The following is a 13,105-nucleotide window of genomic DNA, read 5'->3' on the forward strand; positions in this document are numbered from 1 at the left end:
CGGGAATATCTATGCACTGACGGCCCCGGCATGCCGGGCCCTGTCGATTCCGGGCGGGTTACATCATGACGACGTCGAACTGCTCCTGACTGTACAAGGGTTCGATTTGCACCTTCACCTGTTTGCCGACGAAAATTTCCACTTCGGCCAGCGCATGCGACTCCTCGCTCTTCAGCGCCTCACCCACCGCCGCAGAGGCGTAGACCAGGAAACGATCGGAATCGTAGGCATGGTGCACGCGCACGATCTCACGCAGGATCTCGTAACACACGGTTTCCACCGTTTTCACGGTGCCGCGCCCATTACAGGTAGGACAATCGTGGCACAGCACATGTTCAATGCTTTCACGCGTGCGTTTACGCGTCATTTCAACCAAGCCTAGCTGAGAGAAGCCGTTGATCGTGGTTTTTACCCGATCTTTACTCAACGCCTGCTCCAGCGAGTGCAGCACCCGGCGGCGATGTTCCTCGTTATTCATATCGATAAAATCGATGATGATAATGCCGCCCAGGTTGCGCAGGCGCAGCTGGCGGGCAATGGCCTGAGTGGCCTCGATATTGGTGTTGAAGATAGTTTCGTCGAGGTTGCGGTGGCCAACGAAGGCGCCGGTGTTGATATCGACGGTGGTCATCGCCTCGGTCTGATCGATGATCAGATAACCGCCGGACTTCAGCTCCACCTTGCGCTCCAGCGCCCGCTGGATCTCGTTTTCCACGTCGTACAGATCGAAGATCGGCTGGCTGCCGGTATACAGCTCCAGCTTGCTGGTGATGTCCGGAATGTACTCGCCGGTAAACTCCACCAGCAGATCGTGCGTCAGCCTGGAGTCGACGCGAATGCGGTCCAGCGCCGCGCCGGCGAAGTCGCGCAGAATACGCTGCGCCAATGCCAGCTCGCCATAGAGTTTGTATTTGGTCTGGTTGCGTTTTTTACGCTCCATCACCTTGGTCCACAACCGCTTGAGGAAGGCGGCGTCCTGCGCCAACTCTTCTTCGCCGATGCCTTCGGCCGCGGTGCGGATAATAAAGCCGCCCAGCTCATCGCAATGGGCGGCCACGCTGTTTTTCAGCCGCTCGCGCTCGGCTTCGCTCTCAATGCGTTGCGACACGCCAACGTGCGCCGCACCCGGCATAAATACCAGGTAGCGCGAAGGCAGGGTAATGTCGGTGGTCAGGCGCGCGCCCTTGGTGCCGAGCGGATCTTTCACCACCTGCACCATCAGGTCTTGCCCCTGGCGCACCAGTTCGGCGATGTCGCGCACGTGGAAGTTTTTCTGCTCGTCGCCGGCCACGCATTCGGTATGCGGCATGATGTCGGAAGCGTGCAAGAAGGCGGCCTTGTCCAGGCCGATATCGACGAACGCCGCCTGCATGCCCGGCAATACGCGGCTGACGCGCCCTTTGTAAATATTGCCGACGATGCCGCGTTTGGATTCGCGCTCGATATGAATTTCTTGCAGGATGCCGCCGTCGATATAGGCAACCCGCGTCTCAGACGGTGTGATATTAACCAGTAGCTCAGCTGTCATGCCTTCTCCTCAGAGCCGGTCGATAATGGCAGCGCCCATCAACCGGTTCTTACATCACGTAATGCGACAAAATTACTGAGCAGCTCATGTGTTTCGACCAGCGGCAGGCCCATCACCGCATGATAACTCCCGGTTATCGTTCTGACGAAACAACCACCCTTTCCTTGAATTCCATAGGCGCCCGCTTTATCCATCGGCTCGCCCGTTGCAATATAGTCGCGAATATCCTGCTGTGACAGGTTGCGGAACGTCACGTCGGTCACCACCAGCTGGCACAGCACGTCATGGCGATCGGCGATAGCCACCGCCGTCATCACCTGATGCTGCTTGCCCGACAGCGCCGCCAGCATTTCCGCCGCATGGGCTTCATCCCGCGGCTTTTCCAGCACCCGCCCGTTGAGCACCACGATGGTGTCGGCGCCCAGCACCGGCCGTTCCTGCGGCGCCAGCGCGACGCCCGCCTTGGCTTTGTCTTGCGCCAGGCGGCGCACGTAGGCTTCGGCGGCTTCGCCCTCTTGGCGCTGCTCTTCGGTATGCGTCAGCAAAATGTCAAACGACATGCCCAGCAGGGTCAGTAGTTCGCGTCGACGCGGAGAGCCGGAGGCCAGATAAAGCGAAGTCGAAGTCATTGATATACCCTTCATATTTCAAGCTGCAGCGGCGTTGGCTGCCCTCTTTACTCGGCCCATCCGAGGGCCTCGCCCCTCCGGGGCCGCTGCATACAGCGTTCAAATCTGCTCCCGGCAGATTTGTCAACCCAGTCACTTGGCAATCCAAGCTCCTGGGCATTCACTCGGTTGCCGCCTTGCTGCAACTGGAAATCTCTTGGGTATAAATACCCTTACTGTACGGCGAACTGACGGCGGATTTTACGCATCAGCAGGAATAACCACGGCCACAGAATGCCGTTTACCACACTACTCCAGAACACCTCTGGGCGGAAAGAGACGTTGATCACTAAAAACTCAGCCCAGAACACCACTACGTCCATCGCCAGCGAAAGCAGCACCACGATCAGCGCCTGTTGCCATAGCGCCATATTGCGGAACAGCTGGAATTTGAACGCCACCAGATAGGCGATGATACCCAACGCCAGCGCACGCACGCCCAGGGTGGAGCCGAGGATCAGATCCATCACCAGCCCGAGCACGAAACCGGTGCCGACGTTGACGCGATGCGGCAGCGCCATCACCCAGTAGATCAGGATCAGCGCCAGCCAGGACGGGCGGAACATGTAAATTTGCTCCGGCCAGGGCATGATTTGCAGCACCAGAGCCACCAGGAATGACAGCCAGATGATCCAGCGCCCGTGGCTGCGGTAGCGATTCATTGGGCGACTCCTGCAGCCGGCTGCGCCGGTGCGGCGGCCTGCGGCGGCACGGCGCCGGTAGCCGGAGCGGGCAGCGGCAGTTGCGGGCCCACGGCGTCGGCCGGCGGCAGCACCTGCGGCATCATCTGCATCAGGCGCTCGTTGGCCACCCGATGCACCTCGTCCGGCGGCAGCGGCATGTCGCCGTTGCGGTCCGCGCCCCACAGCAGCAGCAGGTAGCGCAGGCGTTGCAGCCCGGCGGTCGGCCGCGCCTGGATTACGGTATAGGCGCGCTGGTTATCCACCTTGACCGAAGAGACCACCGCCACCGGATAACCTTCCGGGAAGCGGCCGCCGAGGCCGGAGGTGACCAACACGTCGCCCACGCGAATATCGGTATTGTTCGGCAAGTGTTCCAGCTGCAGATCGTCGGCGCAGCCGCTGCCTGCGGCTATCACCCGGATGTCGTTGCGCAGCACCTGGATAGGCAGCGCGTGCGACGCGTCGCAAATCAGCAGCACGCGGCTGGTGACCTTGGCCACCGCCACCACCTGGCCGACCACGCCCTTGTCGCTGATCACCGGTTGGCCTTCATAGACGCCATTGTCCGAGCCTTTGTCGATCACCACCTGATCGCTGTACGGATCGGAACCGGTGGAGATCACCTGGGTGACCATTTTGTGTTCGTCCTGGCGCAACGGCGAGCCCAACAGCTCGCGCAAGCGGGCGTTTTCCTGCTTGAATTGGCCAAGAAGAAGAATATCGCTGTTTTTCAACAGCAGTTCCTGCCGCAGAGCGCGGTTTTCCAGCTCCAGCTGTTGGCGGGTGGCCAGCGTTTCTGACACGCTGTCCAAAACTTTACGTGGCCCATTGGCCAGAAAATAGAAAGGACTGACGGCGGTGTCCATGTAGTTGCGTATCTTCACGAACGTACCGAGCCGGCTGTCGGCCACGATCAGGCCAATGGCCACGATCACCGCCAAAAAAAGTCGCAGTTGCAGAGAAGGACCCCTGCTAAAAATCGGCTTCATAAATTATGCGAGTTCCTCGACAACAGAAAAAGGAACCGTACCTGATTCTCGCTATGCGCATGCATCCGATACGATTCCTCCTTCCAGGGGCTGACTATTCTTCGCTGAACAAATCGCCGCCATGAATGTCGATCATTTCCAACGCCTTGCCGCCACCGCGCGCCACGCAGGTCAGCGGATCTTCCGCCACAACCACCGGAATGCCGGTTTCTTCCATCAGCAGGCGATCGAGGTTGCGCAACAGCGCGCCGCCGCCGGTCAGTACCATGCCGCGTTCGGAAATGTCGGAAGCCAGCTCCGGCGGGCACTGTTCCAGCGCCACCATTACCGCGCTGACGATGCCGGTCAACGGCTCCTGCAGGGCTTCAAGGATTTCATTGGAGTTCAGGGTAAAGCCGCGCGGCACGCCCTCAGCCAGGTTACGGCCGCGAACTTCGATTTCACGCACTTCGTCGCCCGGGTAGGCCGAACCGATTTCATGCTTGATGCGCTCGGCGGTCGCTTCACCGATCAGTGAACCGTAGTTACGGCGCACATAATTAATGATGGCTTCGTCGAAGCGATCGCCGCCGATGCGCACGGAAGAGGAGTAAACCACGCCGTTCAGCGAGATCACCGCCACTTCAGTGGTACCGCCGCCGATATCCACCACCATCGAACCGGTCGCTTCAGACACCGGCAGGCCTGCGCCGATCGCCGCAGCCATCGGCTCTTCAATCAGAAACACTTCGCGCGCGCCGGCCCCTTGAGCGGACTCACGGATAGCGCGACGTTCAACCTGGGTGGCGCCAACCGGCACACAAACCAGCACGCGCGGGCTTGGGCGCATGAAGCTGTTGCTGTGAACCTGCTTGATGAAGTGCTGCAGCATTTTCTCGGTCACGAAGAAATCGGCGATAACGCCGTCTTTCATCGGGCGAATAGCCGCGATATTGCCAGGGGTGCGCCCCAGCATCTGTTTGGCGTCATGGCCCACGGCCGCAACGCTCTTCGGAGAACCGGCACGATCTTGGCGAATGGCAACCACCGACGGTTCATTCAGTACAATGCCTTGCCCTTTAACATAAATCAGGGTATTGGCGGTACCCAAGTCGATGGACAAGTCATTGGAAAACATGCCACGAAATTTCTTAAACATAACGAAAGGATAATCCTGCAAGCTGGGGGCGGAAAATAAAATCCGCCTACTTTACCAACCACACGAAGCAGCGACAAGGCGCAAAAACGTTCTACTTCGGTGAAAAATAGTCTGTATTGTTTCTGCTCGAATGCACGGAAATTGGATGAGGCCTGAATTCCCTGAACAAAGGCTCAGTTTACCACCCTGTTAGCGCACGAAACGGCGTAACACAGCTCATAAAATCTAACATATTCCCTGATTGCCGCTGGTGGTAAGTGCCTACCAACGCTCAACAGGAAAGGGCTGACAAGAGCCTATCTCAAATAGCCGTTATTGTCGCAGGCAGTTTGAGAAGAACTCCCAAAAATGACGAAGAAAACGGCCCAGATGAATTAGCGCTCATTCTACGTCAATTTTTGTCCGGCAATCAGGTTAAACACGATAACGACGTGAATATTTTTTACGCCCGACGTCTACCGGCTCCGGCGGTGCGAAAAAGTCGCCCTGCCCGCCGCGGATCCCGCGTTCTTTCAGCGTCTGCCATTCGTTGCGCGTGCGCACGCTAGCGGCAAAAACCTGGGCGCTGGTGCCTTCGCAGGCGCCAGTCAGGCTCTGAACGAACAGCTGGTTTTCGTCCCGCTTGTCAATACTCCGCACCAACCCCGGGTGGAGCTTGACTATCTCCACCTGCAACGACTTGATATAGGAAGTGCTGACCACGGTTAAACCCGCCTGGGAAACGGCAAGACGACAGCCCAGCCCTGACAGCAATCTCAGCACCGGACGCAAACGGTCGATATGTTGACACACATCGGCCTCTGCAAGTTCAATCAAAATTCGCCGCCGATGACTTTTTTCGCACTCTAGCAGGGTATCGCGCAACCAGCGCTGGAAAGTGCGCTGCAATAACGAGTCCACGCACAGCGTAAACGCCAGCGTTTCTTCCGGCCACTGCGCCAGCAGAGGCAGCATGCGGCTCACCTGTTGGCGATCGTAACTTTCCGCCAGCCCCAACTGCTGCACCAGCGGCATATATTCCGAAGGCAGCAACTCCTGCACGCCATCGTATATCCGGCTCATGATCTCGCGGTGGTGAACCTCACCCTCCACGCTGACCGCCGGCTTCTGATACAAACGCGGGCCGCCGCGCGCCAGCACCTGCTCCAGCAAGGTGCGCCACTTCACGCTGCCGCGCCCCATTTCCGGTACCTGGCTGTCGTAAACATACCAGCCGTTGCCGCCCTGCAGCGTGGCGTGGCGCGTCGCCTGCTCCGCGCGATCGATAACCTGTTCGGTGGTCTGGCCGCTGCGGTACGCCACTATGCCGATGTGCAAGAAGGCTTCGCGGTCAATCAATGCCGTGGAGGGCAGCGCATCTATCGCCTTTACCAGCTGCGAGGCGATGCCGTCCGCCTCTTTCAGCGTGCGGTGCGGCAGCAGTACGGTGAAATCGCTGTGGAAATAGCGCGCCAGCAGCGCCGCCGGGTAGCGCATCACAAAGGTGGAAAGCAGGTTGACCAGCGAATACATCAGCTCCTGCACCGCCGCGCTGCCGTGGGTATCGCGCAGGGTATCGAAATCGGGCAGCCGCACCATCATCACAATGCCGTGCGAGCCTTCCTCTTCCAATTGCGTGGTCAGCTGATTGTCGAAGAACAGCCGGTTGTTCAGCCCGGTTTTGGCGTCCTGTGCGGCGAAGGCGCGTATCAGCGTGTCGACCCGGCTGCGCTCCTCGCGGGCCTCCGCCAGATCGGCCAGCAGACGATCGAGCGCGCCGCTGGCGTTGGCCGGCCATTCGCGCACGTCGCCCTGCATGACGTTTTCACGTTCGCCGTTGAGGATGCGCCGCGCACGGCGTTCCAGGCGATCTTCTCCGTCGGCCTGTTCACGCAGCCAGCGCAGGCTGAACAGCAGGATAACCACCATCAGAATGATCGACAGCGTTACGGCGGCGGTGGACTGCAAGGTGCGCACGTCGCTGGCGAAAGGATCGAGGTAGGTAATATTGAGGGCGCTGCCCGGGTGCTGCAGCAGCGGCCGCGACACCTGCCGGTAGCCGTTCAGCGCATCCCAGGGCGCCTTGACCGTCGGCAGCTTATACGCAAGGACGTTGCTTTGGCCGCTGTCCACGCTGATCGCCACAATGCCGAGCGGGCGCATCACCAGCGGCAGCCACTTCTCCTGCTCCTGCGGCGATTCGCGCAGCATCGCCTGATCGAGCGACGTCACCAGCGCGTCAAGGCGACGATCCAACCGGTCTTGGGTGACGTAAAAGAAGCTGTATGAGCACCCCATCAGCATCAAAAACATCGCCAACGCGACCAACAGAGTGATCAGTGCAGAGAGTTTGGTGGTAAATCGCATCCCTGTGCCTTGTCCGCTATGGTTAAGTGAGTGTTCACCCTTTGACTAATAAAGGCGCCGATCCTGCTCGAACGTATGCAACGTAATATTCTGATTTTTATTGAAATCGGATTTTTCGCTCGCGCCCATCGGCGGCAAGAATCGACCAACCTAACAAGCATTGCCGATGAAGAAAACCTGAAAGCATCATTTTTGTCCTTAATCAGGGCTCAGGTTGCTTATTATGCATATAGTCAAGTAAATCTGATTCAGCCATTTATAGCAAAACTGTAAAGAGAGGAAGAGTGACATGCGTGCACTGTTATTGGAACAACAAGACGATCAAACTCTGGCTCATATAAAGGATATCAGCGGCGACCAGTTACCCGAAGGCGACGTCACCGTCGACGTTAACTGGTCCAGCCTTAACTATAAAGACGCGCTGGCGATCACCGGCAAGGGCAAAATCGTCCGCAACTTCCCGATGGTGCCGGGCATCGACTTTGCCGGCAAGGTGCGCCACAGCCGGGACGATCGTTTTAAAGAAGGCCAAAGCGTGGTGCTTACCGGCTGGGGAGTGGGCGAACACCACTGGGGCGGGCTGGCAGAACAGGCGCGGGTTTCCGGCGAGTGGCTGGTGCCGCTGCCGCACGGCCTGGACGAGCGCAAGGCGATGATCATCGGCACCGCCGGCTTTACCGCCATGCTGTGCGTGATGGCGCTGGAAGAAGGCGGCGTGCATCCGGACGACGGCGACATCCTGGTGACCGGCGCCAGCGGTGGCGTGGGCAGCACGGCGATCGCCCTGCTGGCGGCGCTGGGCTACCGCGTGACGGCCATCAGCGGCCGCGACAGCAATACCGATTACCTGAAAGCGCTCGGCGCCAAAGAGGTGCTGTCACGCGACGGCTACATCGAAACGCCGCGCCCGCTGGAGAAACAGCTGTGGGCCGGTGCGGTGGATACCGTCGGCGACAAGCTGCTGGCGCGGGTGCTGGCGCAGATGAACTACAACGGCACCGTCGCCGCCTGCGGGCTGGCCGGCGGCTACCTGCTTCCCACCACCGTGATGCCGTTTATCCTGCGCAACGTGCGCCTGCAGGGCGTCGACTCGGTGCATACGCCGCTGCACCGCCGCCAAACCGCCTGGGAACGCCTGGCCGGCATCCTGCCGGACAGTTTTTATCAGCAGGCCACCCATGAAATCGCGTTGGAAGATGCGCCGGCCACCGCCGCCGCGCTGCTGGCCAACAAGGTCACCGGCCGCACCCTGGTGAAAATCCGCTGATGCACGCCCCCCGGCAACGGGGGGACAGCCCGGCCTGCGAAATTTCATATTTTCCTGCCGCCCCTCGCTTATGGCCCGCTTTAGCGCCATGCTTACGCCATAACCGTGGAGAAAAGTGCCCATGAACAAACACCCCAAACTGACCGAAGCCGACGTCACGCCGGAAAGCGTCTTCCAACAGCGGCGCAAAGTGCTGCAGGCGCTGGGCATTACCGCCGCCTCGCTGGCCCTGCCCGTTAACGCCCGGGCGGATCTGTTGTCGTGGTTCAAAGGCAACGATCGCCCCAAGGCGCCGCCGGGCAAGGCGCTGGAATTCAGCAAGCCCCCAGCCTGGCAGGCCCAGCTGGCGCTCACGCCGGAAGACAAGGTCGCCGGCTACAACAACTTCTATGAATTCGGGCTCGACAAGGCCGACCCGGCCGCCAACGCCGGCGGGCTGAAGACCGAAGGCTGGAAAGTGCGCATCGACGGCGAGGTGGCCAAGCCGATCACGCTGGACATGGACGATTTAATGAAGCGTTTTCCACTGGAGCAGCGCATCTACCGCATGCGCTGCGTCGAGGCCTGGTCGATGGTGGTGCCCTGGATCGGCTTTGAGTTGGGCAAGCTGCTCAAGCTGGCCGAGCCTAACAGCAACGCCCGCTATGTCGCCTTCCAGACGCTGTACGATCCGGAACAAATGCCGGGCCAGAAAGACCGTTTTATCGGCGGCGGTCTGAAATATCCCTATGTCGAAGGGCTGCGGCTGGACGAAGCGATGCACCCGCTGGCGCTGCTGACCGTCGGCGTTTACGGCAAAACCCTGCCGCCGCAAAACGGCGCGCCGCTGCGGCTGATCACGCCGTGGAAATATGGCTTCAAGGGCATCAAGTCGATCGTGCATATCCGCCTGGTGCGCGACCAACCGCCAACGACCTGGAACGAATCGGCGCCGGACGAGTACGGTTTTTACGCCAACGTGAATCCGCACGTCGATCACCCGCGCTGGTCGCAGGCCACTGAGCGGTTTATCGGCTCCGGCGGCATTCTGGACGTCAAACGCCAGCCGACGCTGCTGTTCAACGGCTATGCCGAGCAGGTGGCTTCGCTGTATCGCGGCATGGATCTGCGGGAGAATTTCTAAGTGCGCCTCACCCCTGCTCATATCACCTGGCTGAAGGCGGCCATTTATCTGGCGGCGTTCCTGCCGTTTCTCTGGCTGGTGCTGGCGGTCGATCAGGGCTGGCTCAGCGCCGATCCGGCCAAAGATATCCAGCATTTTACCGGCAGGATGACGCTGAAGCTGCTGTTGGCCACCCTGGCTATCGCCCCGCTGGCGCGCTACGCCCGCCAGCCGCTGCTGATCCGCTGCCGCCGGTTGGTCGGGCTGTGGTGCTTTGCCTGGGGAACCCTGCATCTGATAAGCTACTCCACGCTGGAGCTGGGCCTGAGCAATATTGGCCTGTTGGGGCGTGAACTGGTCACCCGCCCTTATCTGACGCTGGGTATTGCCGCCTGGTTTATCCTGCTGGCGCTGGCGGTTACGTCGACGCGGTGGGCGATGCGCAAAATGGGCGCTAAATGGCAGACGTTGCATAACTTCGTCTATCTGGCAGCGATCCTCGCGCCAATCCACTACCTGTGGTCGGTAAAGACCTTTTCGCCGCAGCCTTTCATCTACGCGCTGCTGGCGCTGGCGCTGTTGGCGCTGCGCTACAAGAAATTCCGCGGCTGGTGGCGGTAAACCGCACCACGGCGCGCATTATTGACGGTAAAAATCGCGCGCCGCGGGCGGGAACTTTTCTGTGTTCTACCCCTCATATTCCAGTAACGATCCCCCTTGTTCACCGATTTGGGGTTGAATATCTTCGCTGATAAGACCAGTATTTAGCTGCGAATTGCTACGATATCGTTATAATGCCCGACCTTGTTTCTGTTCTCAGGGTGAATTTGCCCCTTAACAGGTGACAAATCGGTGACATCGGGTTATTTTCTACGATGATGGTTTTATTGCCGGAGATACCAGCACAATGGCGGATAAGTTTCACATTTTGCTTCTGAACGGCCCCAATCTGAATCTGCTGGGGACGCGTGAGCCGGAGAAGTACGGCAGCACGACGCTGACAGAGATTGTTAACGGATTGGAAAACCAGGCGTCCGCGCTGGATATAACCCTGAGCCACCTGCAATCCAACGCCGAGCATCAGCTGATTGAATGCATTCATCAGGCGCGCGGCAACACGGATTTCATTCTGATCAATCCGGCGGCGTTCACGCACACCAGCGTGGCGCTGCGCGATGCATTGCTGGCGGTGCAGATCCCGTTTATTGAGATCCACCTGTCCAACGTGCACGCCCGCGAACCTTTCCGCCATCATTCTTACCTCTCTGACGTAGCGGTAGGCGTGATCTGCGGCCTCGGCGCGGATGGCTACACTTTTGCTTTACAGGCAGCGGTTAACCGTCTGTCAAAAACCCACTAATTGCTACACAAAAAGAGTACGGAATCACACTCATGGATATTCGTAAAATCAAGAAACTGATCGAACTGGTTGAAGAATCAGGCATTTCTGAACTGGAAATCTCTGAAGGCGAAGAGTCGGTTCGCATCAGCCGTGCCGCACCGGCGCAGGCTTACCCAATGATGCAACAGGCATACGCGATGCCGGCACAGCAGCAGCCAGCCCTGGCGACCGCCGTTGCCGCCGCGCCTGCGGCAGAAGCCCCTGCGGCCCCTGCAGCCATGAGTGGCCACGTGGTTCGTTCCCCGATGGTCGGCACCTTCTACCGCACCCCGAGCCCGGATGCGAAAGCCTTCATCGAAGTGGGCCAGAAAGTGAACGCCGGCGACACGCTGTGCATCGTTGAAGCCATGAAAATGATGAACCAGATCGAAGCGGACAAATCCGGCGTTGTTAAAGCCATCCTGGTAGAAAACGGCCAGCCGGTTGAATTTGACGAGCCACTGGTCGTCATCGAATAACGAGGCGAACCATGCTTGATAAAATTGTTATCGCCAACCGCGGCGAGATCGCGCTTCGTATCCTGCGTGCTTGTAAAGAGCTGGGCATCAAAACCGTTGCCGTGCACTCTACCGCCGATCGCGATCTGAAACACGTACTGCTGGCCGACGAAACCGTGTGTATCGGTCCGGCGCCATCGGTAAAAAGCTATCTGAATATCCCGGCCATCATCTCTGCGGCGGAAATCACCGGCGCAGTGGCGATCCACCCGGGTTACGGCTTCCTGTCCGAGAACGCCGACTTCGCCGAGCAGGTTGAACGCTCCGGGTTTATCTTTATCGGCCCGAAAGCCGAAACCATTCGCCTGATGGGCGACAAGGTTTCCGCGATCAACGCCATGAAGAAAGCCGGCGTGCCTTGCGTGCCTGGTTCCGATGGCCCGCTGACCGACGACATGGATAAAAACCGTGCTTTCGCCAAGCGTATCGGCTACCCGGTGATCATCAAGGCGTCCGGCGGCGGCGGCGGCCGTGGCATGCGCGTCGTGCGCAGCGACAAAGACCTCGAGCAGTCCATCAACATGACGAAAGCGGAAGCCAAAGCGGCTTTCAACAACGACATGGTTTACATGGAAAAATACCTGGAAAACCCACGCCATATCGAAATTCAGGTATTGGCCGACGGCCAGGGCAACGCCATCTATCTGGCCGAGCGCGACTGCTCCATGCAGCGCCGCCACCAGAAAGTGGTCGAAGAGGCGCCGGCGCCGGGCATCACCAGCGAAATGCGCCGTTACATCGGCGAGCGCTGCTCGAAAGCCTGTGTGGAAATCGGCTACCGCGGCGCGGGCACCTTCGAGTTCCTGTATGAAAACGGCGAGTTCTATTTCATCGAAATGAACACCCGTATTCAGGTGGAACACCCGGTTACCGAAATGATCACCGGCGTGGATCTGATCAAAGAGCAGCTGCGCATCGCTGCCGGTCAGCCGCTGTCGATCAAACAGGACGAGGTGAAGATCCACGGCCACGCGGTAGAATGCCGCATCAACGCCGAAGATCCGAACACCTTCCTGCCGAGCCCGGGCAAGATCACCCGTTTCCATGCGCCAGGCGGTTTCGGCGTGCGTTGGGAATCTCATATTTACGCCGGTTATACCGTACCGCCGTACTATGATTCCATGATTGGCAAACTGATCACCTTCGGTGAAAACCGCGACGTGGCGATTGCCCGCATGAAGAACGCCCTGGCTGAGCTGATCATCGATGGCATCAAAACCAACGTTGAGCTGCAGCAGAAGATCATGAGCGACGAAAACTTCCAGCACGGTGGCACCAACATCCACTACCTGGAGAAGAAGCTGGGTCTGCAGGAAACCTAAGGCAGGCAATGCACTTCGCCTGACGGAAGGCCGGTTAATCACCGGCCTTTTTCTTTACTGCTTTGGGTCACTCAAGGGATGATCAAATCCATAATAGTTGTATACCCTAAATAATTGGAGTTGCATCAAGGCGGCAAGGGAGCGCATCCCGATGAGCTTACCG

At 59.0% G+C, this 13,105-nt stretch carries 13 protein-coding genes; 7 read left to right on the top strand and 6 right to left on the bottom strand.

All coding sequences use genetic code 11. From position 1 onward, the window contains the following. Window positions 1–58: 58 nt before the first annotated feature. From rng to csrD, 6 genes are all read right to left on the bottom strand, one after another. Window positions 59–1,528 (bottom strand): ribonuclease G, encoded by a 1,470-nt coding sequence (gene rng / locus KHA73_RS21310; RefSeq protein ID WP_234586522.1) that lies wholly within the window; start codon window positions 1,526–1,528, stop codon window positions 59–61. A gap of 38 nt (window positions 1,529–1,566) precedes the next feature. Beyond that, window positions 1,567–2,157, bottom strand: coding sequence for a Maf family protein (locus KHA73_RS21315; protein ID WP_234586524.1), 591 nt, complete (start codon window positions 2,155–2,157; stop codon window positions 1,567–1,569). Between the two features lie 212 nt (window positions 2,158–2,369). Next, window positions 2,370–2,858 (bottom strand): rod shape-determining protein MreD, encoded by a 489-nt coding sequence (mreD, locus tag KHA73_RS21320; RefSeq protein WP_234586526.1) that lies wholly within the window; start codon window positions 2,856–2,858, stop codon window positions 2,370–2,372. Continuing rightward, the gene (gene mreC, locus KHA73_RS21325; RefSeq protein WP_234586528.1) at window positions 2,855–3,868 is read right to left on the bottom strand and encodes a rod shape-determining protein MreC; all 1,014 of its coding nucleotides are present in this window, start codon (window positions 3,866–3,868) and stop codon (window positions 2,855–2,857) included. Before mreC ends, mreD begins: the two co-directional genes overlap by 4 nt. Window positions 3,869–3,962: 94 nt before the next feature. Continuing rightward, window positions 3,963–5,006, bottom strand: coding sequence for a rod shape-determining protein MreB (gene mreB / locus KHA73_RS21330; RefSeq protein ID WP_234586529.1), 1,044 nt, complete (start codon window positions 5,004–5,006; stop codon window positions 3,963–3,965). 414 nt (window positions 5,007–5,420) lie between these two features. Next, a complete protein-coding gene (csrD, locus tag KHA73_RS21335) occupies window positions 5,421–7,352 on the bottom strand; it encodes an RNase E specificity factor CsrD (protein ID WP_234586531.1) in 1,932 nt (643 codons plus the stop codon). 75 nt (window positions 7,353–7,427) lie between these two features. Between csrD and KHA73_RS21340 the strand changes: the two genes are divergently transcribed. The 7 genes from KHA73_RS21340 to accC all read left to right on the top strand — a co-directional run bounded on the left by KHA73_RS21340 (window position 7,428) and on the right by accC (window position 12,942). Further along, a complete protein-coding gene (locus tag KHA73_RS21340) occupies window positions 7,428–7,625 on the top strand; it encodes a hypothetical protein (protein WP_234586533.1) in 198 nt (65 codons plus the stop codon). Window positions 7,626–7,641: 16 nt separating this feature from the next. Continuing rightward, window positions 7,642–8,619 carry an acrylyl-CoA reductase (NADPH) gene (gene acuI, locus KHA73_RS21345; RefSeq protein WP_234586534.1) on the top strand — a complete coding sequence of 326 codons (978 nt, stop codon included), beginning with the start codon at window positions 7,642–7,644 and terminating at the stop codon, window positions 8,617–8,619. Window positions 8,620–8,740: 121 nt separating this feature from the next. Continuing rightward, entirely contained in the window at window positions 8,741–9,742 is a 1,002-nt protein-coding gene (gene msrP / locus KHA73_RS21350) for a protein-methionine-sulfoxide reductase catalytic subunit MsrP (RefSeq protein WP_234586535.1), read from the top strand. Continuing rightward, window positions 9,743–10,342 (top strand): protein-methionine-sulfoxide reductase heme-binding subunit MsrQ, encoded by a 600-nt coding sequence (gene msrQ / locus KHA73_RS21355; RefSeq protein WP_234586537.1) that lies wholly within the window; start codon window positions 9,743–9,745, stop codon window positions 10,340–10,342. It abuts the gene before it with no gap. Between the two features lie 286 nt (window positions 10,343–10,628). Beyond that, window positions 10,629–11,081 (top strand): type II 3-dehydroquinate dehydratase, encoded by a 453-nt coding sequence (gene aroQ / locus KHA73_RS21360; protein ID WP_234586539.1) that lies wholly within the window; start codon window positions 10,629–10,631, stop codon window positions 11,079–11,081. Window positions 11,082–11,113: 32 nt separating this feature from the next. After that, on the top strand, window positions 11,114–11,581 hold the full coding sequence (gene accB / locus KHA73_RS21365) for an acetyl-CoA carboxylase biotin carboxyl carrier protein (RefSeq protein WP_234586541.1): 468 nt from the start codon (window positions 11,114–11,116) through the stop codon (window positions 11,579–11,581). A gap of 11 nt (window positions 11,582–11,592) precedes the next feature. Next, a complete protein-coding gene (gene accC / locus KHA73_RS21370) occupies window positions 11,593–12,942 on the top strand; it encodes an acetyl-CoA carboxylase biotin carboxylase subunit (RefSeq protein WP_234586543.1) in 1,350 nt (449 codons plus the stop codon). The last annotated feature ends 163 nt before the right edge of the window (window positions 12,943–13,105 follow it).

It is taken from the genome of Serratia entomophila (genome assembly GCF_021462285.1).
In the GTDB taxonomy this organism is placed as follows: Bacteria; Pseudomonadota; Gammaproteobacteria; order Enterobacterales; family Enterobacteriaceae; genus Serratia; species Serratia entomophila.